19 protein-coding genes and 2 pseudogenes are annotated in these 22,027 nt (G+C 59.2%); 6 read left to right on the top strand and 15 right to left on the bottom strand.

The window, feature by feature from the left end; genetic code table 11:
* Positions 1-31 precede the first annotated feature (31 nt).
* Entirely contained in the window at positions 32-925 is an 894-nt protein-coding gene (locus tag HDC30_RS10025) for a DMT family transporter (protein WP_096795618.1), read from the top strand.
* Positions 926-1,036: 111 nt separating this feature from the next.
* On the opposite strand, the gene HDC30_RS10020 is transcribed toward HDC30_RS10025, so the two are convergent.
* Positions 1,037-2,482: a SulP family inorganic anion transporter gene (locus HDC30_RS10020; protein ID WP_134786023.1), complete on the bottom strand. Its 1,446-nt coding sequence runs from the start codon at positions 2,480-2,482 to the stop codon at positions 1,037-1,039.
* Positions 2,483-2,639: 157 nt separating this feature from the next.
* Between HDC30_RS10020 and HDC30_RS10015 the strand changes: the two genes are divergently transcribed.
* Together HDC30_RS10015 and HDC30_RS10010 are read left to right on the top strand one after the other, a co-directional pair.
* Positions 2,640-2,930 (top strand): hypothetical protein, encoded by a 291-nt coding sequence (locus tag HDC30_RS10015; protein WP_027614703.1) that lies wholly within the window; start codon positions 2,640-2,642, stop codon positions 2,928-2,930.
* Positions 2,931-3,012: 82 nt separating this feature from the next.
* The gene (locus tag HDC30_RS10010) at positions 3,013-3,558 is read left to right on the top strand and encodes a hypothetical protein (protein WP_027614702.1); all 546 of its coding nucleotides are present in this window, start codon (positions 3,013-3,015) and stop codon (positions 3,556-3,558) included.
* Between the two features lie 41 nt (positions 3,559-3,599).
* Here the strand turns inward: HDC30_RS10010 and HDC30_RS10005 are convergent, their stop codons facing one another.
* Complete coding sequence (locus tag HDC30_RS10005) at positions 3,600-4,235, bottom strand: hypothetical protein (protein WP_183782691.1); 636 nt, start codon at positions 4,233-4,235, stop codon at positions 3,600-3,602.
* A 241-nt stretch (positions 4,236-4,476) separates the two neighbouring features.
* Between HDC30_RS10005 and HDC30_RS10000 the strand changes: the two genes are divergently transcribed.
* Positions 4,477-5,118, top strand: coding sequence for a TetR/AcrR family transcriptional regulator (locus tag HDC30_RS10000; RefSeq protein WP_183782689.1), 642 nt, complete (start codon positions 4,477-4,479; stop codon positions 5,116-5,118).
* Between the two features lie 868 nt (positions 5,119-5,986).
* On the opposite strand, the gene HDC30_RS09995 is transcribed toward HDC30_RS10000, so the two are convergent.
* Positions 5,987-6,520 carry a cysteine hydrolase family protein gene (locus HDC30_RS09995; RefSeq protein WP_183782687.1) on the bottom strand — a complete coding sequence of 178 codons (534 nt, stop codon included), beginning with the start codon at positions 6,518-6,520 and terminating at the stop codon, positions 5,987-5,989.
* Between the two features lie 70 nt (positions 6,521-6,590).
* Positions 6,591-8,318, bottom strand: a pseudogene (gene ggt, locus HDC30_RS09990) (gamma-glutamyltransferase).
* 150 nt (positions 8,319-8,468) lie between these two features.
* Between ggt and HDC30_RS09985 the strand changes: the two are divergent.
* The gene (locus HDC30_RS09985) at positions 8,469-8,984 is read left to right on the top strand and encodes a methylated-DNA--[protein]-cysteine S-methyltransferase (RefSeq protein ID WP_183782685.1); all 516 of its coding nucleotides are present in this window, start codon (positions 8,469-8,471) and stop codon (positions 8,982-8,984) included.
* A 127-nt stretch (positions 8,985-9,111) separates the two neighbouring features.
* Here the strand turns inward: HDC30_RS09985 and HDC30_RS09980 are convergent, their stop codons facing one another.
* From HDC30_RS09980 to HDC30_RS09930, 11 genes and pseudogenes are all read right to left on the bottom strand, one after another.
* Positions 9,112-9,702 (bottom strand): NUDIX domain-containing protein, encoded by a 591-nt coding sequence (locus HDC30_RS09980; RefSeq protein WP_183782683.1) that lies wholly within the window; start codon positions 9,700-9,702, stop codon positions 9,112-9,114.
* A gap of 108 nt (positions 9,703-9,810) precedes the next feature.
* The gene (locus HDC30_RS09975) at positions 9,811-10,725 is read right to left on the bottom strand and encodes a RimK family alpha-L-glutamate ligase (protein ID WP_183782681.1); all 915 of its coding nucleotides are present in this window, start codon (positions 10,723-10,725) and stop codon (positions 9,811-9,813) included.
* A gap of 48 nt (positions 10,726-10,773) precedes the next feature.
* Positions 10,774-11,517 (bottom strand): SDR family oxidoreductase, encoded by a 744-nt coding sequence (locus HDC30_RS09970; protein WP_096795626.1) that lies wholly within the window; start codon positions 11,515-11,517, stop codon positions 10,774-10,776.
* A complete protein-coding gene (locus HDC30_RS09965; protein WP_183782679.1) occupies positions 11,504-12,655 on the bottom strand; it encodes a homoserine O-acetyltransferase in 1,152 nt (383 codons plus the stop codon). Before HDC30_RS09965 ends, HDC30_RS09970 begins: the two co-directional genes overlap by 14 nt.
* A gap of 48 nt (positions 12,656-12,703) precedes the next feature.
* Positions 12,704-13,666: a cysteine synthase A gene (gene cysK / locus HDC30_RS09960; protein WP_150369653.1), complete on the bottom strand. Its 963-nt coding sequence runs from the start codon at positions 13,664-13,666 to the stop codon at positions 12,704-12,706.
* A complete protein-coding gene (dapF, locus tag HDC30_RS09955) occupies positions 13,653-14,510 on the bottom strand; it encodes a diaminopimelate epimerase (RefSeq protein WP_027614692.1) in 858 nt (285 codons plus the stop codon). Before dapF ends, cysK begins: the two co-directional genes overlap by 14 nt.
* On the bottom strand, positions 14,503-15,342 hold the full coding sequence (locus tag HDC30_RS09950; protein WP_049827968.1) for an arginase family protein: 840 nt from the start codon (positions 15,340-15,342) through the stop codon (positions 14,503-14,505). The genes dapF and HDC30_RS09950 overlap by 8 nt, the downstream gene beginning before the upstream one ends.
* Complete coding sequence (locus HDC30_RS09945) at positions 15,342-16,121, bottom strand: YqcI/YcgG family protein (RefSeq protein WP_095138976.1); 780 nt, start codon at positions 16,119-16,121, stop codon at positions 15,342-15,344. The genes HDC30_RS09950 and HDC30_RS09945 overlap by 1 nt, the downstream gene beginning before the upstream one ends.
* A gap of 209 nt (positions 16,122-16,330) precedes the next feature.
* Positions 16,331-17,524 (bottom strand): annotated as a pseudogene (locus HDC30_RS09940) (pyridoxal phosphate-dependent aminotransferase); the annotation flags it as partial.
* Between the two features lie 46 nt (positions 17,525-17,570).
* Positions 17,571-18,782 carry an MFS transporter gene (locus HDC30_RS09935; protein ID WP_183782676.1) on the bottom strand — a complete coding sequence of 404 codons (1,212 nt, stop codon included), beginning with the start codon at positions 18,780-18,782 and terminating at the stop codon, positions 17,571-17,573.
* Positions 18,779-20,320, bottom strand: coding sequence for an FAD/NAD(P)-binding protein (locus HDC30_RS09930; RefSeq protein ID WP_081730309.1), 1,542 nt, complete (start codon positions 20,318-20,320; stop codon positions 18,779-18,781). The genes HDC30_RS09935 and HDC30_RS09930 overlap by 4 nt, the downstream gene beginning before the upstream one ends.
* A 188-nt stretch (positions 20,321-20,508) precedes the next feature.
* Between HDC30_RS09930 and HDC30_RS09925 the strand changes: the two genes are divergently transcribed.
* Positions 20,509-21,969, top strand: a complete 1,461-nt coding sequence (locus tag HDC30_RS09925; RefSeq protein ID WP_183782674.1) for a PLP-dependent aminotransferase family protein — start codon at positions 20,509-20,511, stop codon at positions 21,967-21,969.
* The last annotated feature ends 58 nt before the right edge of the window (positions 21,970-22,027 follow it).

Below are 22,027 nucleotides of genomic sequence, written 5' to 3'. Positions count from 1 at the left end.
CTCAAAGCAACCCACAATGAGTGTGAATCGTATGGAACGGACTTCAAACGTGAGCAACCCGGCACTGGAAAAAACCAGCGGCTGGATCAACGGCTTTATTGGCGTGGTGTGCTTCAGCGGCTCGCTGCCGGCGACGCGTCTGGCCGTGCTGGAGTTTGACCCGGTGTTTCTCACCGTCGCGCGCGCCGCCATTGCCGGCGTCCTGGCCGTTGCCCTGTTGTGGTTGTTCCGTGAGCGGCGACCGTCCAGGGATCAGTGGTTTTCGTTGCTGATCGTGGCATTGGGCGTCGTGCTCGGCTTCCCGCTGCTGACGGCGTTAGCATTGCAGCACGTGACATCGGCGCATTCGATCGTCTTTGTCGGCTTGCTGCCATTGGCCACTGCGCTGTTTGGCGTCTTGCGCGGTGGCGAGCGTCCGCGCCCGGTATTCTGGTTCTTCTCGATCCTCGGCAGTGCTCTGGTGGTGGGGTTCGCCTTGTCACAGGGATTGTCTGCCTCGCCCACCGGTGACCTGCTGATGCTCGCCTCGATTCTGGTCTGCGGTCTGGGTTATGCCGAAGGCGCAAAACTGTCGCGCACCCTGGGTGGCTGGCAGGTGATCTGTTGGGCGCTGGTCTTGTCGCTGCCCCCGATGGCAATTGCGAGCCTGTGGCTGGCCCCACCATCCTTCAGCGGCATCAGCGTGTCGGCATGGGTCTGTCTGGGCTACGTTTCGCTGTTCAGCATGCTGATCGCGTTCGTGTTCTGGTATCGCGGTCTGGCCCAAGGCGGGATTGCCGCGGTTGGTCAACTGCAGTTGCTGCAACCGTTTTTCGGCCTGGCGCTGGCAGCGACGTTGCTGCATGAGCAAGTCAGCATCGGCATGCTGGTGGTGACGGTGGGCGTGATTCTTTGTGTGGCCGGGGCGAAGAAGTTCTCCCGATAGTGATCTTTGGCATCGCCGCTGTGGGAGCGGGCTTGCTCGAAGGCGTAGTGGCAGTCGATACCGTTTCACCGACATACCACCTTCGCGAGCAAGCCGCGCCCACAACTGCACTCAGTGGTGTTCGACGCCGGCGCGTTTCAACAGCTTCTTGCAGCGCTCGGAGAGATGAAACACCTGCAGCTCCTTGCCCGCCTTTTCGTAACGCTCGCGCAGGGTCTTCAACGCGGCAATCGCCGAGTAATCGACGAAGCTCAAATGCCGGCAATCGAGGGTCACTCGTACTGGGTCATTGGCCGGGTCGAACTGGTTGAGGAACGGCGTGGTCGAGGCGAAAAAGAGCGTGCCGTGCAGGCGGTAGAGTTTGCTGCCGTCGGCTTCCAGATGCTCATCGGCGTACAACTCGCGGGCCTGCTGCCAGGCGAAATTCAGCGCGGCGATGATGATCCCGCAGAGCACGGCCGTGGCCAGGTCGGTGAACACGGTGATAGTGGTCACGGCGATGATCACCAGTACATCGTTGAGCGGCACTTTGTTCAACACCCGCAACGAAGCCCAGGCGAAGGTCTGCTGCGAGACCACGAACATCACCCCTACCAGTGCCGCCAGCGGAATACACTCGATCAGCGGCGACAGAAACAGGATGAACAGCAGAATCAGCACCCCCGCCACCACCCCGGACAAACGCCCGCGGCCGCCGGAGCTGAGGTTGATCACGGTCTGGCCGATCATCGCGCAACCGCCCATGCCACCGAACGCGCCCGAGACCACGTTCGCCGCGCCCAGCGCCACGCACTCGCGATCCGGGTAGCCGCGGGTTTCGGTGATTTCGTCGGTGAGGTTCAGGGTCAGCAGGGTTTCCAGCAGACCGACCAGCGCCATCAGAATCGCGTACGGGGCGATGATGCGCAGGGTTTCCAGCGTCCACGGGATGTCCGGCAGCGCGAAAGTCGGCAGACCGCCGGCGATGTGCGCCATGTCGCCAAGGGTGCGCGTCGGCAGACCGAACAGGTAGACCAGCAGGCCCACGCCGAGGATCGCCACCAAAGCCGGCGGCACCGCGCGGGTCAGGCGCGGCAGGATGTAGACGATGGCCATGGTCAGCAGCACCAGCCCGGTCATCAGGTACAGCGGCGTGCCGCTGAGCCAATGTTCACCGCTCTTGAAATGCTCCAGTTGCGCCAGTGCAATGATGATCGCCAGCCCGTTGACGAAACCGAGCATCACCGGATGCGGCACCATGCGCACCAGTTTGCCCAGGCGCAACAAGCCGAACGCCATCATGATCAAACCGCCGAGCAACACCGTCGCCAGCAAGTACTGCACGCCGTGCTGCACCACCAGCGCGACAATCACCACCGCCATCGAACCCGCCGCCCCGGAGACCATTCCCGGCCGGCCGCCGAACAACGCAGTCAGCGTACAAATGATGAAGGCGCCGTACAGGCCCATCAGCGGATTGAGATGCGCCACCAGCGCGAACGCAATGCATTCGGGCAACAGGGCAAATGAGGTGGTGAGTCCGGCCAGGACATCGGCGCGCAGACGTTTCGGTTTCATGGCTTACCTGACTGACGGCCGACGAGTACGGCCGCTGATGTTCGTAAAAAAGCGGGGAGCGGATGTTACGGAATAGTTCGGAATCGGGCCAGTGATCGCTGACACCCGTCGACGCGCGATTTATCCTGACGCGCTTCTGCCCCCATCGAGTACGACCATGACTGCATTGCTGACCGCCCGCGACGTTTGCCAGCGCTTGCGCGAGGCTGCGCTGGGCGTGCTGATGTTCAACAGATCCAAGACACCCAGTGATGCCGGATTGATCGCGGTCGATATCGAGGGCTGGCGCCTGTTGCTTGATTTTGAGGGTGGGCACTTGCATCACTGTGAACAGTGCCGCTGCCCGGATGGCCGCGAATGGCAATTCAATAGCCGTTACGGCACCGACCCGGTGAATCTGCTCAGTACTTGGGAGCTGGCGCAGATCGAGAATCTGTTGAAGCTCTGAGCGCTTCACGGTGAAGTCGGTTGCTCAATGATGGCACTCTGCCCATAATTCGCCCCCCTTATTCCTCACGCAAGGAAACGCCGTGAAAAAGTCTCTGTTGTTGATCCCGATGCTGGCAGTGCTGCTGCAAGGTTGTGGCATGACCATGACCCGCTATGAGCCGAGCTTCGAAAACGTTCAGAAGCTCAAGCAGACCCCGCCCCTGCAAGCGATCAGCAATCCTCAGGTAACTGCCGAGTCTGGCGAAGGTTCGCTGACAGTTCGAGCCAATCCGGTGCGCTCGCCATCCGGCAGCATCCCGGCGCATATCCAGGACGCGATCACCGAAGAACTGCGCAAGGCCGGTCTGCTTGATCCGCAGGCTCAGCGTCAGTTGAAAGTGCTGGTGGTGAAGAACAACCTGTCGGCCGGCATGGGCACAGGCGAAGGCCAACTCGCGGCACGCTTCACCCTGCTCAATGGCCAGAATGTGGTTTACGACGCGACCAAGCATGTCAGCAGCCAGTGGAGCAGCAGCTTCTTCGGTTTCATTGCGATTCCGAACGCGGTCAACGCCTACAACCCGATGCTGCGTGACTTGCTGAAAGAACTGTACAGCGATCCTCAGTTCATCCAGGCCCTGAAGTAAGGGCGAAAAAAAGAGCCGCGATTGCGGCTCTTTTTTTGGCATCAGGCCCGCGGAGTGCGGGTCTCGAGCGCCGAGTATTTCAAGGTGTTGTTGTCGATCATCTGCTTGAGCAGCGCATTGACCTGACGGGCGAAGGTGTCGTTGACCGCAGCCTTCGGAGTGTTGCCCATCAGCGGAATGAACCAGATGCCGATCCAGGTACCGACCGCATCATGGTTGCTCGCGGTGGTCAGGGCCTGACCCGTTCCGTCCACGGCTTCGAGGCTCATGGTGTACTGATCGGTGCCGTATGCCGGGATCACCCCCAGGCTGAAACCACTGATGAAGCCCAGCACCATCGAACCAGCATTCGGCGGATGGTTGTACATTTTCAGACGCAGGCTGTAGTCGCCCGGTTGCTTCTGGAACTCGTCCAGGGTGACACGGCCGAACAGGCCCGAATCGCTCAGAATCTTTTGCAGCTCAGGCTTGAGCTGGTCACGCGCCTGCGGCACTTCTACGGCCGAAGCGCTTTTCGGCTCGCCCTGATAGAAGTCGAAATCCACATACACATTGGGTTTGTTGGCGTAGCTGGCCATCGATGGCAGCTTGACCGGCGCGACTTCGTCTTTGGTGAAACTGGCACAGCCACCGAGCGCAAGCACTAGGCCCAGCGCCAGGATTTTCCCGAATTGCATGTTGTCTTCCCTATGTGAACCGAGCCAAATGATAGCAATGAGCCTCCATTGCGGAGGCGGGGCGGATTCTAGAGAGAGCGGTCGCGTGAGGAAAGACTGAATCAGAAAATTTACACAAAAATATCCGCTCAGCTTTGCCGCAAATCGAGCAGTTAGCTGGTCTCATCGCTGTATAGTTTTGTATATTGCGAAACCGAATTTGCCCGAATCTGCCCATGCCTTCTATTCACACCGTGTTCCCATGAGCGCCATCCGCGTACGCAACGAGCAACTGATCCTCGCCGCCGCCAGCGAAGAGTTCGCCGCCAACGGCTTCGACGCGACCCAGACCCGCGACATCGCCGCCCGTGCCGGCGTGCCCAAGGCCAACCTGTATTACTACTTCCAGACCAAGGAAAACCTGTACTCGAAAGTCCTCCTGGGGTTTGTCGAACCGCTGCTGGAAGCCTCGGCAGCGTTGCGCGAAAGCGATGACCCGCTGATCGGCCTGCGCGCCTACATCGCCGCGCGCATCCGCATCGCCCGTGAACACCCGGCGATTGCCAAGGTATTCAGCGGCGAGCTGCTGCTCGGCGGGCGCCAGTTGCCAGACGAATGCCGCGACGTGCTGCACGCCGAAGCCCGACGCAACGTCGAGTGCCTGCGCAGCTGGATCGAGCGCGGCCTGCTGGCCCCGGTGGACCCGGAACACCTGATGCTGTTCATCTGGTCGGCAACCCGCACCTACACCAATATTGGCTGGCAAATGGGCTGCATCACCGGGCGCGCAGTGCCGCAGGATGAGGATTACGCGACGGCAGCCGAGACCATTACGCGCTTGGTGCTGGAGGGCGTCGTGGCCCCGCGGGTTGGGGAGATTCGTGGGGTTTTGTTTGCGACTTGAGGAATGAGGGCCGCTACGCAGCCCAGCGCGAGCAAGCTCGCTCCCACAGGGGGTTTGTGCTGGGCAAGGGAATCTGTGAACACCACCAATCATTGTGGGAGCGGGCTTGCTCACGAAGGCGTCGGATCAGCCCACACATCCGTCACAGGTCCACCGCTTTCGCGAGCAAGCCCGCTCCCACAGGGGGTTTGTGCTGGGCGTGGGAATTGGTGAACACCATCAATCATTGTGGGAGCGGGCTTGCCCGCGAAGGCGTCGGGTCAGCCAACACATGCGTCACAGACCTACCGCTTTCGCGAGCAAGCCCGCTCCCACAGGGGATTTGTGCTGGGCGTGGGAATTGGTGAACACCTTCAATCATTGTGGGAGTGGGCTTGCTCGCGAAGGCGTCGGGTCAGCCAACACATGCTTCACAGGCCCACCGCTTTCGCGAGCAAGCTCGCTCCCACAGGGGGTTTGTGCTGGGCGTGGGAATTGGTGAACACCATCAATCATTGTGGGAGCGGGCTTGCTCGCGAAGGCGTCGGGTCAGCCAACACATGCGTCACAGGCCCACCGTTTTCGCGAGCAAGCTCGCTCCCACAGGGGATTTGTGCTGGACGTGGGAATTGGTGAACACCCTCAATCATTGTGGGAGCGGTCTTGCCCGCGAAGGCGTCGGGTCAGCCAACACATGCTTCACAGGCTCACCGCTTTCGCGAGCAAGCCCGCTCCCACAGGGGGTTTGTGCTGGGCAAGGGAATCTGTGAACACCATCAATCATTGTGGGAGCGGGCTTGCTCGCGAAGGCGTCGGGTCAGCCAACACATGCGTCACAGGCCCGCCGCTTTCGCGAGCAAGCTCGCTCCCACAGGGGTATGCGCTGGTTTTAGAAAGTGATCTCGGCTGCGGGTTTGACGTCGACCCGGGCCGTGGCGCCGGTCAGGTGCGCCAGATCCTTGTTGTGTTCGGCGATGATGTCTTCGGCGCTCATGTTGCCGTTGTCCACGGTGGAATGGGCGTCAGCCACGAGCACCACGTCGTAACCCAATTGATGGGCCTGGCGCACGGTGGCGTTGACGCAGTAGTCGGTCTGCAGGCCGCAGATGATCAGGCGTTCGAAGTCTTCGCTGGGCAGCAGCTTGCCCAGCTCGGTCTGATAGAACGAATCCGGGGTGGTTTTACCTACGCGCAGGTCTTCGGCGGTCGTCAGCAATCCGGTGGCGAGTTGCCAGCCTTCGGCCCCATGGGCCAGCGGGCTGTCCTTTTCCTCATGCTGAATCAGCACTACCGGCACACCCGCCTCACGCGCACGCGTGCTGAGCTGGTTAATGGTGTCGATCACACGGTGGATGTCGAAGCACTGATACTCGCCCGAGCAGAGAGCCTGTTGGACGTCGATGATCAGCAATGCGCTAGACATGATGGGCCTTCCTTGATCGATCCTTGAGACAGGGGGCGGAGCCAAGCCCCGCCGCCCTTTTTTACGCCGCTCAATAACCCAATGACAACCCGGTATTACGCCGTGGATCGTTGGCCCCGTAGAAACGGTTTTTGCCCACCGGTTTACCGCCCAGTGACGGTGCGCCGACCAGGATCGCGGCGATGTGGTTGGCATCCTGCGGCCCGGCGAACTTGTGGCCCCAGCTCTCGAGGATCTTCTTCGTATCCGGGCTGGCGGCGAAGTCTTCGAGGTTGGTTTCTTCCGGCATCCATTGCTGGTGGAAGCGTGGCGCGTCGACCGCTTCCTACAGGCCCATGCCGTAGTCGATGACGTTGAGCATGGTCAGCAAGGTCGCGGTGATGATGCGGCTGCCACCCGGCGTACCAACCACCATCACCACTTTGCCGTCCTTGGTGACGATGGTCGGGCTCATCGACGACAGCGGGGTTTTTCCCGGAGCGATGGCGTTGGCCTCGCCCTGCACCAGACCGTACATGTTCGGCACGCCGACCTTGGAGGTGAAGTCGTCCATCTCGTCGTTGAGGATCACCCCGGTCTTGCTCGCCATCACCCCGGCGCCGAACCAGTCGTTGAGGGTGTAGGTCACCGACACTGCGTTGCCCCACTTGTCGACGATCGAATAGTGCGTGGTGTTGTTGCCTTCATGCGGGGCGACGCCGGGTTTCAGCTCGGCGGAGATCCCGGCCTTCTGCGGCTGGATCGCATTGCGCAGCTTGGTGGCGTAGTTCTTGTCCAGCAGGTGCTCGATCGGATTCTTCACGAAATCCGGGTCGCCCAGATAGCTGTTGCGATCCACATAGGCGTGGCGCATCGCTTCGATCTGATAGTGCATGCCCTGGGCCGAATGGAAGCCCAAATCCTTCATCGGATAGCCTTCGAGGATGTTCATGATCTCGCAGATCACCACCCCGCCGGAGCTTGGCGGTGGTGCCGAGACCACATGGTAGCCACGGTAATCGCACTCCACCGGGGCCAGTTCGCGGGTCTTGTATTTGTCGAGGTCGGCCTGGGTGATGATGCCCTTGTTGGCCTGACTGGATGTGACGATGGCGTCGGCCACCCAGCCCTTGTAAAAACCGTCGGCGCCTTTGTCCGAGATGGTGCGCAGGGTTTTCGCCAGATCCTTCTGCACCAGCTTCTGCCCGACCTGCATCGGCTCGCCGTTGTGCAGGAAGATCGAGCCGGAATCACGCATGTCCTTCTTGAACACATCGGTGGCGTAGTCCAACAGATCGACGTCGCCCTGCTCCAGCTCAAAGCCGTCTTCCGCCAGTTTGATCGCCGGAGCGATCATGTCCTTGCGCGGTTTGGTGCCGTACTTGCTCAGCGCCAGCTCCATGCCCGACACGGTGCCCGGCACCGCCACGGCGAGGTGACCACGAGTGCTCAGATCCGGGACGACGTTGCCGTCCTTGTCCAGATACATGTTGGCAGTCGCCGCCAGTGGGGCTTTTTCGCGGAAGTCGAGGAAGGTTTTGCGCCCGTCCGCCAGTTGAATGGTCATGAAACCGCCACCGCCGAGGTTGCCTGCGGCGGGATACACCACCGCCAGCGCATAGCCCACAGCGACCGCCGCATCCACCGCGTTACCGCCGTTTTTCAACACATCGACACCGACATGCGAGGCCAGGTGTTGAGCGGTGACCACCATGCCGTTTTCGGCGGCAACCGGTGCTACGGAAGCGGCGTGGGCCATGAGGCAGCTCAGTGCCAGTGACGTCGCAATCAGCGTTTTGGCCAAAGGTTCGTACTTCATGAGTCGATCTCTTTTTTGTTTTCGGGTTCTGTGCAGAACAGAGGGGAACGCAGCAAAAGCACCAAGCAGTATGGTCGCTATTGCGATTTGCGCCTCCCCGCTCAGGCAGTATGCTGGGCGCTCTCGCCGTACCGATCCGGAGTTCTGCCCATGTCGTACACGTTCATCACCCTGCCCTCACCGGTCGGCGAATTGAAGCTGGTGGCGAACGGCTCACGACTGGCGGCCATCCTCTGGGAAAACGACAAACCGGGCCGGGTGCGCCTCGGTCCGATGAGCGAAGCGCCGGACAATCCGCTGCTGCAGCGAACCGCGCAGCAGCTTGAGGAATATTTTGCCGGCAAGCGTGATCGCTTCGACCTGGAACTGGATTTTGTCGGCACCGATTTTCAGAAAAAGGTCTGGGCGGCGCTGCTGACCATCCCCTTTGGCGAGACTCGCACTTACAGCCAGATCGCCGAGCAGATCGGCAACCCGACGGCGGTGCGTGCGGTGGGCGCGGCGAACGGGCGCAACCCTATTTCGATTGTGGCGCCGTGTCATCGGGTGATCGGCGCGTCGGGGAAGTTGACCGGGTTTGCGGGTGGGCTTGAGGCAAAAGAGCGGTTGCTGGTGCTGGAGGGCGGGGACTGGTCTGATGTCGGTAGAACAGGGGACCTGTTTTAACCCCGTAAATGCCATTGGGTGGCGAGGGCGCTTGCTCCCGCTCCAGTGCGCAGCACGGGCAAAAACCTGGGGCCGCTGCGCAGCCCAGCGTGAGCAAGCGCCCTCGCCACAATGGATTGGCGTTGAATCAGCTGTCGAAAAGGTTATTCATCGCCGCGTATTGCAACAGCATGATGGTCTTGGCGTCGCAGATCTCGCCGCGCTGAAACGCCGCCAGTGCCTCATCGAAGCGCCACTCCAGCACTTCCAGTTCTTCGGTTTCCTCTTCCAGGCCGCCACCCTCGCTGACCTTTGACTTCGCGTCGTATTCGGCGATAAAAAAGTGCAGTTTCTCGGTCACCGAGCCGGGGCTCATGTAGGCCTCGAAGACCTTCTTCACCTCATGCACGCGGTAACCGGTTTCCTCTTCGGCCTCGTCGCGGATCCGCTGTTCCGGCGCCGCACCTTCCAGCAGCCCCGCCGCCACTTCGATCAACAAGCCGTCGTGACCGTTGACGAACACCGGCAAGCGAAATTGGCGGGTCAGCACCACCGTGCGCTGTGCGCGGTTGAACAACAGGATCGCCGCGCCATTGCCACGGTCGTAGACTTCGCGAGTCTGCCGCTGCCAGTCACCGTTGTTGCGTAGATAGTCGAAGGTGATTTTCTGCAACAGATACCAGTCGTGGGACAACACCTGAGTATCGACAATGTTGACCCGCTCGGCTGTCTTGGTCATGACGCCTGTTCCTTGTGCCATCGGAAAACGCCCATAGTCGAATAATCGCGCGCACAAAAAAAGCCCGGCAATGCTGTCGGGCTTGTTTACTGGTGTTCGCGGATGGTGTCAGAGATCGACCAGGTGCCGGTCGATGCGCTTGAGCACGCCTTTGATCAGGTTCATCGCACTGTCGGCGCGAAACGGCAGGTTAAGCGAAGGCTCGCAGATCTCCATTTCCATGATCATTGGCCGACCGTCATAGTCGCGGATCACGTCGACCCGGCCGTAGAGCAACGGCAGCTCAAGCCCGAGCACCTCGGCAGAAGCCACCAGCGCCGATAGCGCCACCGCCTGCTCCTCGGCATCCGCCTCGCGCGGCTGGCGAAATTCGGGGGTCGGCACGTTCACCGTACCGTCCGCCATGAGCATGGCGCCCTTGCGGATGGAATGGCTGAAGGTGTTATCGAAGAAGGTCAGGTCCGTCTCGCCGTAAGTGTCGATGGTGGTGATGTACGGCTGAATGATCACGTGCGAACCGCGCTTTTGCAGCGCGCGAATGTGTGCCAGCCCGGCCTCGGAACCGCCACGGACAAATCTTTTCACCCCGCGCGAATACGAGCCGATCGTCGGTTTGACGACAAATTCGTGGCTGTCGGTGTTCGCGTCGAGGAAGTCAGCCAGATGACCCTCGGGAGCGTCGTCGGGCGCCAGGAACACACTGGGAATAATCGGCACACCGCGCGCAGCAATGTCCTTCAGGTACAACTTGTTCAAGCCCCACCGGGCCACGGACGGCACGTTCAACAGGCAGGTCAGTGCATGCACCTTGTCGCACCAGGCAAAGAATTCGTCGAGGCTTTCAATGCAGTCCCACGGTGAACGGATCAATACGGCGGTATACGCCGCCCAATCGATTGACGGATCGTCCCAGAAACACACATCGGCGTTGATCGACAGTTGCTTGCAGGCTTCAAGCAATGGCGGCATGTCGTAGTCAATGTGCAGGTTCGGCTTATCGGTGACGAGTGCAAGCTTAATCATGATGAATCCTTTCTACTGAACAGTTGGAAGCAGAAAAACAGCGACGACTCACCAGGGAATCACGCGATCCTGATGGCGGTAAGTGCCCGTGGGGCCATCGGCACCGATCAATGCCAGCGCGACACTGGTCCGCGCGCCTTCCTGCACATCGAGATCACCGGCGCCATCATTCATGCCGGTTTTGGTGTAACCGGGGTGCACGGCATTGACCTTGACGGGCGTGTCGCGAAGCTCGTAAGCCAGATGAACCGTCCACGAATTCACCCCGCTTTTACTGGCGCTGTAGCCCGGCAAGGATTTGAACATCGGTGAATAGGCGTAGGAATCGACGTCCGTATGGGTGGTGAGCGATGCCAGCAGACTGGATACGTTGACGATGCGTCCGGCCGCAGATTGACGAATCAGCGGCAGACAATGCTGGGTCACCGCGACCATGCCGAACAGGTTGGTTTCAAACGTCTGGCGCCACTGTTGAAGTGGTTGTTGCGAAGGGTTCAACCCGTAGGATTCGATACGGATCGCCGCGTTATTGATCAGGATATCCAGTCGACCGAACTTCGCCTCCAGCAATTTGACCGCCGAGGCGATGCTGTCTTCATCCGTGACATCCAGCAGGCACGGGAACGCCTTCAGGCCCATGCCGGTCAGCTCATCGGCCGCCTGAGCGACAGCCTGATAATTCCTGCCACTGAGCACCACCGTCACGCCCTCGGCGGCCAGTTGTCGCGCCACCTCGAAACCGATGCCACGGTTGGCACCGGTCACCAATGCAACCTTGTCAAAATCGTTCATCGTGCAACTCCAGACAACGCTCCGCCCTGCCCGCAGGAAGGACGGAACCAATACGATTCATGAAATGTTCCAGCAGCGGCCCGAACGCCCGCAGATCGGTCAGAAAGGCGTCGTGGCCGTCCGGGCAATCGAGCCGGACAAAGGTCACCTCGGCACCATCCTGCTCGAGCCCTTGAGCGATGTGCTGCTGTTGCGCAACAGGAAACAGCGTGTCGCTCTCGACGCCGACCACCAGAACCTGCTCCAGCCCGGCAGTCTGAAAACCGCCCTGCGGCGGCGTCAGACAGGCATAAAGATCAATTGCGCGGCTTAGCTGCAGATAACTGTTGGGGTCGAAATCCCGCGCGAATCGCCAGGCATTGGCCTGCAGATAATCCTCGACTTCAAAGTCGTGGATCATGCCGGCGGATTTCCCCGCCGCCTGATCGCAGCGGCTGAAACGGCGATTCAATTGCGCGCCGGAGCGATAACTCAACAGGCCGATCTTGCGGGCCAGCGTCATGCCGTGGATCGGGCGCGCATCCGGCGAATACTCGCCACCGGCCCACAGCGGATCACTGCGGATGGCTTCCCGCTGCAATGAACGCAAGGCTGTGGACACGGGAAGCGAACTGGCCGCGCCGCACAGGTTGATGTGATGCCGGACAAACCCCGGATGCCGGGTCAACAGGGCCAGCGCACACATGCCACCCATCGAAGCGCCGATCAGGCAGGTCACTTGCGCCATGCCCAGCGCTTTCACGGCCATGACGATCGTGTCGACGATGTCTTCGATGCTCAGCTCGGGAAAGCGCGACTGGTAAGGCCTGCCACTCGCCCGCTCGGTGGACAGCGGCCCCGTCGAGCCCTTGCAACCACCCAGATAGTTGAAACAGATCACATACCAGCGGTCTGTATCGATCGGCTTGCCTGAACCGGCAAAGTCCTCCCACCAGCCCGCCTCAGGATCGCGGGCGACACTGCAGACGTGGCTGTTGGCGGACATGCCGGGCAGAACCAGGACGACGTTGTCGCGACGATCATTCAGTTGCCCGAACGTCTCATACGTCAGCCTGAAATCTTCCAGTACACCTCCACGATGCATTGGAAACGGGCGCGCGAACTCGATGTAATCTGCTGCCGGAAGAGTTTCCACCATGATGCTAATCCCTTAGAGCGCCTGCTTCGCCAAGTAACCGGTTGCCTGTTACGGCTCGAGCGACTGCAACCAGTCATCGTCGGAACCTTCGGCGATGCCGTCCATCAGGAACGTCGAGAGATAACGTTCACCGGTATCCGGCAACATGGCCAGCAGCACCGAACCGGCCGCTGCGGTCTCGGCAACCTTCAACGCTGCGGCGACCGAAGCGCCCGAAGAAATGCCGACGAAGATCCCCTCTTCCCTGGCCAGGCGCTGCGAAGTGTCGCGCGCCTCGTACTCGTTCACGGTCAGGACTTTATCGATGACGGTCTTGTCCATGATGGTCGGCGTGAAGTTGGGCGCGAGTCCCTGGATCTGGTGCACGCCCCAGGTGCCGCCCGACAGCAACGCAGCATTTTCCGGTTCTGCGGCAACGATCTGCACCGCAGGTCGCGCGACTCGCAGCATCTGGCCAACGCCGGTCAGCGTGCCGCTGGTGCCGAAACCGGTGACAAAGTAGTCCAGGCGTTTACCGGCGAAATCACCGAGGATTTCGGTGGCGGTGGTTTCGCGGTGATAGGAAGGGTTGGCCGGGTTATCGAATTGTCGCGATCTGAACCAGCCAAATTTCTGCGCCAGTTCATCGGCAATCTGGTTGCCGCCGCTGCTGCCCAGGTGAGCAGGAAACAGCAGAACCTTGCCGCCATAGGCGCGAATCAGCTTGCGCCGTTCGATCGAGTAACTATCGGACATGATCGCCACAAAGTTATAGCCGCGCGCCGCGGCAACCATCGCCAACGCAATGCCGACGTTGCCGGAGGTGCATTCGGCGATCGTATCGCCAGGCTTCAACAGGCCTCTGGCTTCGGCGTCGAGTACCACCGCCAGCGCCAGCCGGTCCTTGACCGAACCGCCGGGGTTGAACGACTCGACCTTCACATAAATGCTGACGTGTTCCGGGGCGAGCCTTTGCAGCTTGACGATTGGCGTACGGCCGATCGTTTCCAGAATGCTTTCATACAACGGCATGAGCGAGTTCTCCATCAAATACGAATTCAGCAGGGCCGGAGAGGTACATCGCGGACAAGTCACTCTCCCATGTCACTTCAAGGGTTCCGCCGGGCAGTTCGACATCGACCGAGCGGTCGACCCGCCCGGCCCGCGCCAGCACCGCGACCGCCGCGCAGGCACCGCTGCCGCAGGCCAGCGTCTCGCCTGCGCCGAATTCGTAGACCTTGAGTTTTATCCTGTTGCGCGATTGCAGCTGTACAAACCCGACGTTGACGTCAGGGGAGAAATACCCGGAGTTTTGCAGGGCGCTGCCGACAGCTGGAATCTCATACTGATCACGTTCGGCTTCGATCACCGCATGCGGGTTGCCCATCGATACCGCCGAACACGCCAGGTGTTGCCCGGCGAGTTCGAGTTGATAAGCCGACTGCGCCTGGTCGAAGCCGAACACCGGGATGGCGGCGGGCGAGAAATTCGGTGCGCCCATGCTGATCTGATAGTTGCCGTCCTCCATGACCCGGACCCGGTGGGTACCGGAGGGACTGTCGAGGGTGAACTCGGACGCCTCCGTCAGGCCTGCCCGAACCAGCCATGCGGCGACACACCGCGCACCGTTGCCGCATTGGCGGGAGGACTCGCCCTGCGCCGTCCAGATATCGAACGAGGCTACGGACGATGGATTGCGCGCCGCCTTGACGCCCAGAACCATATCGGCGCCGATACCTTTATGGCGGTTAGCCAGGTACTTGCACAATTCGCGCGACGGATCCTGCGCATCACGCAGATCGAGAATGATCATGTCATTGCCCGCACCGTGCATCTTGCTGAAACGCAGCCGGTCAGCAGCAGGCGGTTTATGCATGGCACACACTCGCCTCAAGACACGCTTTGGACAGGAGCGGGTCAACGATATCGATGATGCACTGGGTCGCACGCTGTGCCGTCGCCGCATCGCAGGAGGCGTTGAACTCGGCGATTTCCAGGCCGACGATCTGCTCCAGCGGAATTGCTCCCAGGATCGCCGCGAGCTGTTGCGGCAGCAGACCGTCAGGCACTGCGTAGTCGGCGGGCACGTAGCCAGGCTCAAGAGAGTCCCAATCGATGTGCACCCAGACCTTCGATTGGCCGATCGCGCTGCGCACCGCTTCGGCGGTTGCCTGCTGCGGAGAAAGCGTGCGCACATTATTGGCGCTCAGCAGACGCTGCTCTTGCCCGTCGATGTCGCGCGCGCCGACCAGAATGACGTTCTCCGCACGCACGCCGGCGCCACAGCCGCTGTCCCAGAGGCCACATAAGGCAGACACCACCATCCCGCCCAGGTAGCCCGTGTCAGTGGTCGTCGGAATATTGAAGTCACCATGGGCATCGACCCACACCAGACAAAGGTCCGGGTAATGTCTGGCAACCGCAGGTACGCTGCCCAGGCTGGCCGGGCAGGTGCCGTTGATGACCACTGTGAGTTGCTGCTCCTCTACCGCACAGGCCACGGCGCGATGCAGCGAATCGATCTGCTCACGTCCTGCCGGCAGACTGACTGTCCAGTCATCGGCCGCCGGCTCGCAGCTGCCGTCACCGATATACAGCGGCGCTACACCGTACTTTGCTTCAAGTGCCGACGCGGCCTTCAACGCGCCGATACGGGTAAATGCCGTGCGGTCTGCCACTCTGCCGTTGGATACAATCAACTTGAACATCAGGCTTCCTCTTTATTTTCATGGCTGGAATGTTTGAACGGGCAAACATCCGTGCGCTCTGCATTTTCTTCAATCAAACCGTATTGCCACCACTCTTTGGCGTCAGAGCCAAACCCGCCCAATTGCAAGGCGTGGGGCACCGAATCATATTTAAGGATGCGTTTGCGAATATTGGCGCGAACATTACGTCCGCCCACGGTATCGCCGGCAAATACATCGAAGCGTTCACGCGGATTAATCACCAGCGCAAATCTTGACCCGAGGTTTCTGCTCTTGCGAAGTTTGTGTGCGGGAGAACTCATATTCACAAACAGTTGCATTCCCGCGAAGCACATCGACCAGAACGGTGACTCCGGGTCGACATCGACGCTGTCCGGCCACGGGCTCTCATCCAGCCAGTGCAGGCTCTGCAGCACGCCCCACCCGGCGGCCTGATAATCCTGCGCGGTACTCGCCGATATCGCATCGGTTGAAAAGAACACGATGAGCGGATAAGCGTCCTCGATTGAACCACTCCATGTTCTGGAAAGCGTTACATACTCTTTTAACCCTTCAGCCAGTTTCGCCAGCCCTTGGGCATCCAAAGTGTCGACAAATACAAACTTGATCGAAGACTTCTTGAATGCATTCTTGGAAAAGATGCAGGGAAAGTCGGACCCTGCCCCAAGTCGCTCTTCCAGTTCATTCAAAGCCTCTTTTTCCCAACCGGCCCCACGATGATTAATCTCATCCTGAGAAAGCATGACCCGATAAGAAACCTGCGCATCAAAGTTCCGCATACTCATTCCTTTATGCTGCACAACTTAGAGAGATGACCGAGTGTGGCATCCAGCCGTCTGGCACTTTGCGCTGTCACACCTGCCACGAACTTACGTCTGGCATGACAACTTGCTTACTTGATCTGCCTCTGGAATCAGAAGACCGGCCACAGGTCCCGGGCGTTATTCGCCACTCGACGAACGCTCAGGTTGTTGACTGACCTGCTGCTGATGAATCGATGAATCCGCGCCATCGCGTCTTCGATGTCCGGCAGTGCCGGCAACGTGACCACGCGGAAATGGTCGGGCGCGGGCCAGTTGAACGCGGTTCCCTGAACCACCAGCAGCCTTTCCGACATCAGCAGTTCGAGGACAAACTTTTCGTCATCCTTGATCGGGCAAATTTTCGGATCGATCCTTGGAAATGCGTACAGCGCGCCCATCGGCTTGACGCAACTGACGCCAGGAATAGCGTTGAGCAGTTCATGCACCCGGTTACGCTGCTCGAGCAGACGCCCCTGAGGCAAGACCAGGTCATTGATACTCTGGTAACCCCCCAGCGCGGTCTGGATCGCATGCTGGGCCGGAACGTTGGCGCACAGGCGCATGTTCGCCAGCATGTCGATGCCTTCGATGTAGCCGGCGGCATGCTGCTTCGGCCCGGAAATCACCAGCCAGCCGGAGCGGAACCCGGCCACCCGGTACGACTTGGACAACCCGTTGAAGGTCAGGCACAGCAGGTCCGGCGCCAGCGAGGCGGTGCTGATGTGCACCGCCTCGTCGTAGAGAATCTTGTCGTAGATCTCGTCGGAGAACACCACCAGATTGTGCTGGCGCGCGATCTCCAGCATTCCCAGCAGCACGTCTCGCGGATACACCGCACCGGTGGGATTGTTGGGGTTGATGATCACCAGCGCTCGGGTGTTGGGGGTGATTTTGGCCCGTATGTCATCGAGGTCCGGCCACCAGTCCTGATGCTCGTCGCACCTGTAGTGCACCGCATTGCCCCCGGCAAGACTCACCGCGGCGGTCCACAACGGATAATCCGGAGCAGGCACCAGCACTTCGTCGCGGTTGTTCAGCAGCGCCTGCAGTGACATCACAATGAGCTCGGAGACGCCATTGCCCAGGTAGATATCGTCGACGCCGACGCCCTCGATCTGCTTCTGCTGACAGTACTGCATGACGGCCTTGCGGGCGCTGAACAAGCCTTTGGAGTCACTGTAACCTTGCGCCGTCGGCAAATTACGGATCACATCCTGGAGTATCTCGTCGGGCGCCTCGAAACCGAAGGGCGCGGGATTGCCGATATTCAACTTGAGAATGCGCTGGCCGTCCTCCTCCATCTTTCTGGCCTGCTCCAGTGCCGGGCCACGAATGTCATAACACACACTGTTCAACTTCAGCGATTTCAGATACTGCACGACTACACATCCTTGTTTTTTTATCAGGGCCGCAGCAACAGCAAACTCAGGTCCGAGAGACTGCCTTCAACTGCTCATCCGGGGACTTCGACAGTGCCCGCGACATATTCAGGAAAACGAACAACACGACCATCGGAATGGCGATAAACAGTGCCAGGCCACGAACGCCCAGTTCGGAAAAGGAACTGACCAGCAAACCGTAACCGGCCCCCGCCGCCATCTGGAAAAAGAAAAACTGCCCGGAGGAAATACCGATATCGCGACTGACACTCTTCAATAGCCCGGCCTGAGTCGCGGGAATCACCATCCCGACCGACAACAGAATGAACACCATCGGAATCAGCAGCGCCGGCAGCACACTGCCAAACACCGACAGCAGAATGCCCAGCAACATGCACCCGGCCATGCCTACCCTGCTTCCAAGCAGCAGGATCTCGTTCAACGCCCACCTGGCGCTCAATGCTCGCGCCAACGTACTGCCAATCACATAACCGACGGCGCACAGGGAGATCACCGCGCCGTAACCCAGGCTGGACATGCCCAGTTCCGTCTGCAACGCATAAGTCGAACAGGACAGGAACACGAAGTAACTCATCCACACCAGACTGATGCCGGCGGCATAAGCCAGATAATCCGCATTTCTGAAGTTGGCGGCATAAACGGCAATGATGCTGCGCCCCGTCGAATCCGATGCTCCCGGAGAGGTGTCGACCTGCCAGAAAAGCACCAATGCCGCGAGATTGAACATCCCCACGCCGCCCATCATCCAGCGCCATCCCAGCGAAGGTAACAACATGCCGCCGAGCAACGGTGCGATACACGGCGTGAGCGCTATCGCCGAGGCAAGGGTGGTGAGAATTCGCAGACGTTTGCTTTCCGGATAATCGGATTTCACGATCAGCCTGGTGGTTACGGTTCCTACACACCCTCCGAGGGCCTGCATGAAACGCGCAACCGCAAACAGGTAAAAGGAGTCCGAGAACGCTGCAAGCAGGCACCCGGCAGCACAAATCAGCAACCCCGAAATCTGTACGCGACGGGCTCCGATACGATCGGCAAGAATCCCCGCCAATACCACGGACAACGCATACCCGATCATGTAAACAACAAACGTTTCCTGAATCGCCTCATGGGGGACTCGAAACTCCTCCGCCAGTTTTGCAACCGTAGGCGTCATCAGACCGAGTCCGAGCTGCGGCACGATTACAGCCGTCAATAACGCTGCAGGTAACAGGATTCCGGGGCGGCTGGATTTCACGCAGAAAGCTCCTTGAGGTATTGATCAGTCGTCAGCAAATGCGGCAGAACCCGGTCGATCTGACGTGTGATCATGGCCAGTGAACTGGTGTAGTAATGGTTACCGGCAGCCAGTTGGCCCAAGGCATAAATAGCGTCGCTGGCCTTGCCACTGCGGTCGATGACCTTGTGCGAGCCGAATGACACGTGCAGTCCACCAAACGGATGGTGCTGAGCGACGCCATTGTTGACCATCGAAGACACCAGCTCGGTACCGGTCTGCCCGACACCACCGGTTTCAGATCGAGTGGCGTTGATGACCCAGTCGGCATGACAGGCGCCTGCCTGGTAATTCAGGACGAAACCGCCACCGGGACTCAGTTCCACGCCCTTCAGGCCAGGACGAATCACGAGGTGCCCGGATTCGAGCATGTTGCGCAACTTGTTGGCCGTTGCCGGAGGCATCGGGTTGCACAGGCTCATGAAAATCGAGTGATAGTTGGCCATGTAATAACTGCGATCGCCCGCACTCAGGCTGTCCCAGGCCAGCTCGACGTAGTCGTTGGCAATATCAATCAGGATGGACAGCCACTTTTCGCCACGGGCCGATGCTTGAAGATGGCGCTCCAGCCGCTCGAACGGCAGTTGACCTGGCGCCAGTTCAGCCTTGAGCTTCTCCAGATCCACGCCTTGGGCAGTCAGTTCGAAGGTGATCAGGCCAAGCCATTTCGACCAGGAGATCATCCCCGCTTCATCACGCAGCTCTTCGATGCGTTCGCGGGTGATGACCTTGTAAGTGAAGTCGTGATGCGGCATGCGCACCGCTGGCAGCAGCGCATTGCGCGACAGCATGACGATCTTGCCGCGGTGTCCCTGGGCATTCAGGGCCAGGACTGCATCGACAGCGGAGAGGCTGGAACCAATGATCGCCACCTGATCGTCGCCGCCAATCGCGGAAAACTTGGTCCACATCGGATACGGATTGCCGATGTAGTTTTGGGAGCAGGCCAACGAGAAGATATCCGCCGGTTCAGCGGTACCGATGCACAAAATCACCCGGTCGAACACTTGTTGCGGCCCGTTTTCGACACCGACGACCGCTTTGTCATCGTGCATTGTCAGGCTGGTGACCTTTTGCCCGATCACCCGAATCGGCCGCTTGAGGTCGCGCGCCAGCGCCACTTGCTCGGCAAAACAATCGGACAGGTACTCACCAAAATAGTGACGGGGCAAGAAATCAAGTTGCGCCAGTGCACTTCCATATTTATGAGTGACCCATCCTACAAAGTGCCGGGGATCGTCACTTTTCACGGACATGAATCGGGCCTGGCGATTAATCAATCCATAATCACCATCGTTTTGATAAGCGCGACCTGGACCTATTTTCTTGTCAGGCTCATAGAGAGTAATTGCAACATCCATATTTTTCAGCTTAACGTCGCGCTGCAACGCATCAATTACACTAATCGCTGTTGCACCCCCTCCGACTATCGCAATCTTTAGTTGCGGCTCGCGATGATTAGTCTTATTGAGTGTTGACAGTTTTTCAAAAGCAGTCATTGCCGACGATATCCCTATACCAATCCAGTTTCTCTTGACCCCAATGACTCGCGCGCCACCCCTCAACGCGTTAGCTTGAGCGGCGTTGAGCGTATTTGTATGCCGCGCTAAGATGAAGATCCATTAAATGGATTTTGGTGTGTACCACTATGACCAGAGGTAAGCGGCCAGTTGGCCTCGACCTAGTCTTGCCGTTCGAATTGACCGAACATTCGCTGTCCACCAAACATCAGCTTTTGTGCCGTTTCCTTGAACATCTGATCAGTTCCGGCCGGCTCCAATCCGGCGAAGCGCTGCCCTCCACGCGTACGCTTGCGCAAAGATGGGGAGTTTCCCGAGGGACCCTGGAAACTGTTTTCGATCAATTGCGCGAAGAAGGTTTCATCATTCGCAAGCGAGGTGCCGGCTCGGTAGTCTGCGCAACATTGCCGGATAATCTGATCGCCGCCGCCAGAACTAAGGAACTGCAAGTCGAACTTGATACTCACCGGTCATCCGATTCACCTGCTCCCATTACTTATTTACAGCCGTATGTACCGTTTATTGCCAGACTGGCCGATCCGGGATTGCTCGAAGAAAAAGATGTAAAGTCGTTATGCACACCTTCCGCCAAAGACCTCGCCACCGCAGTATCGGCCTCGTCACTCGGCGGTGACGAGAACTTGCGCAAGTCCATTTGCGACCATATCCAGATCTACCGGGGAATTGACTGCTCACCTCAGGACATCGTGATTACCCACGGCATCAGGCACTGTCTCGACCTTATCAGCCGGGTATTGGGAAAAGAGGCCGTCGTTGCCATGGAAGATCCCGGCTATTACTGGGCCCGGCGGATATTCAATTGTTCCGGCAACACAATCATCGATATTCCAGTGGACGATGCAGGTCTGATCGTTGAAGCGTTGTCACCCGCCAGTCCGGTTCAGGCCATTTATGTCACGCCCTCTCACCAGGCTCCTTTGGGTGTCTGCATGAGCATGGCACGCCGCAAGGCCCTGCTGGCCTCGGCGACCGCAGCCAATGCGATCATCATCGAGGACGACTACGACAGCGAGTACAACTATGGCAGTGCTCCCCTGCCCGCCATCAAATCAATAGATACAAACGACCGGGTGATTTTCTGCGGCAGCTTCAATAAAACCCTGTTCAGCAACTTTCGTCTGGGCTTCATGGTCATTCCCAAACATTTACAGAAGAAAGTCATCAACCTCATCGAAGACACCGGCCAGACGCCCGGCATACTGGGTCAGCTCGCACTCAACCAGTTTCTCTGTACCGGAAAATATGTAAGGCATTTGCGCATCTCGCGACAGACGTATCAACATCGACGCGATTTGCTGATCTCAAAGCTGCGAGAAAACCCTGATCTGCAGATTTCCGGCGAGCAATCCGGATTACATTTTGTGCTCTGGTTACCCGCAGACATTGATGAAAGAGAATTCTGCGCACGGGCTGCCCTCTTCAATCTTTGCCTGCAACCGGTATCCGCATTCACCAGCAGTCACGCGGTCAAACCTGGCGTGCTGATTGGCTACGCGGCGCTTACCGATGCGCAGATCAATCAGGCGGCTGCCTGCTTGCTGGATCTCGTCAAGTCATTCAATGTATCGAGCGCGTCCCGATCGGATAAACAACCCGCTCCGCTATGACTCACATCCGGGCATTGTTTGCCTGGCCCACGCAAAAAAGCCCGGCAGCGCTACCGGG

This window comes from Pseudomonas sp. JAI115 (assembly GCF_014200835.1).
In the GTDB taxonomy this organism is placed as follows: domain Bacteria; phylum Pseudomonadota; class Gammaproteobacteria; order Pseudomonadales; family Pseudomonadaceae; genus Aquipseudomonas; species Aquipseudomonas putida_A.
Note: the sequence above shows the minus strand (reverse complement) of the source record. Positions and strands in the feature narration are given on the sequence as shown.

Excerpts from the sequence above, each read along its gene's own strand:
- HDC30_RS10025 (WP_096795618.1), top strand. The coding sequence starts at position 32 with ATGGAACGGACTTCAAACGTGAGCAACCCGGCACTGGAAAAAACCAGC.
- HDC30_RS10020 (WP_134786023.1), bottom strand. The coding sequence starts at position 2,482 with ATGAAACCGAAACGTCTGCGCGCCGATGTCCTGGCCGGACTCACCACC.
- HDC30_RS10015 (WP_027614703.1), top strand. The coding sequence starts at position 2,640 with ATGACTGCATTGCTGACCGCCCGCGACGTTTGCCAGCGCTTGCGCGAG.
- HDC30_RS10005 (WP_183782691.1), bottom strand. The coding sequence starts at position 4,235 with ATGCAATTCGGGAAAATCCTGGCGCTGGGCCTAGTGCTTGCGCTCGGT.
- HDC30_RS10000 (WP_183782689.1), top strand. The coding sequence starts at position 4,477 with ATGAGCGCCATCCGCGTACGCAACGAGCAACTGATCCTCGCCGCCGCC.
- HDC30_RS09995 (WP_183782687.1), bottom strand. The coding sequence starts at position 6,520 with ATGTCTAGCGCATTGCTGATCATCGACGTCCAACAGGCTCTCTGCTCG.
- HDC30_RS09985 (WP_183782685.1), top strand. The coding sequence starts at position 8,469 with ATGTCGTACACGTTCATCACCCTGCCCTCACCGGTCGGCGAATTGAAG.
- HDC30_RS09980 (WP_183782683.1), bottom strand. The coding sequence starts at position 9,702 with ATGACCAAGACAGCCGAGCGGGTCAACATTGTCGATACTCAGGTGTTG.
- HDC30_RS09975 (WP_183782681.1), bottom strand. The coding sequence starts at position 10,725 with ATGATTAAGCTTGCACTCGTCACCGATAAGCCGAACCTGCACATTGAC.
- HDC30_RS09970 (WP_096795626.1), bottom strand. The coding sequence starts at position 11,517 with ATGAACGATTTTGACAAGGTTGCATTGGTGACCGGTGCCAACCGTGGC.
- HDC30_RS09965 (WP_183782679.1), bottom strand. The coding sequence starts at position 12,655 with ATGGTGGAAACTCTTCCGGCAGCAGATTACATCGAGTTCGCGCGCCCG.
- cysK (WP_150369653.1), bottom strand. The coding sequence starts at position 13,666 with ATGCCGTTGTATGAAAGCATTCTGGAAACGATCGGCCGTACGCCAATC.
- dapF (WP_027614692.1), bottom strand. The coding sequence starts at position 14,510 with ATGCATAAACCGCCTGCTGCTGACCGGCTGCGTTTCAGCAAGATGCAC.
- HDC30_RS09950 (WP_049827968.1), bottom strand. The coding sequence starts at position 15,342 with ATGTTCAAGTTGATTGTATCCAACGGCAGAGTGGCAGACCGCACGGCA.
- HDC30_RS09945 (WP_095138976.1), bottom strand. The coding sequence starts at position 16,121 with ATGCGGAACTTTGATGCGCAGGTTTCTTATCGGGTCATGCTTTCTCAG.
- HDC30_RS09930 (WP_081730309.1), bottom strand. The coding sequence starts at position 20,320 with ATGACTGCTTTTGAAAAACTGTCAACACTCAATAAGACTAATCATCGC.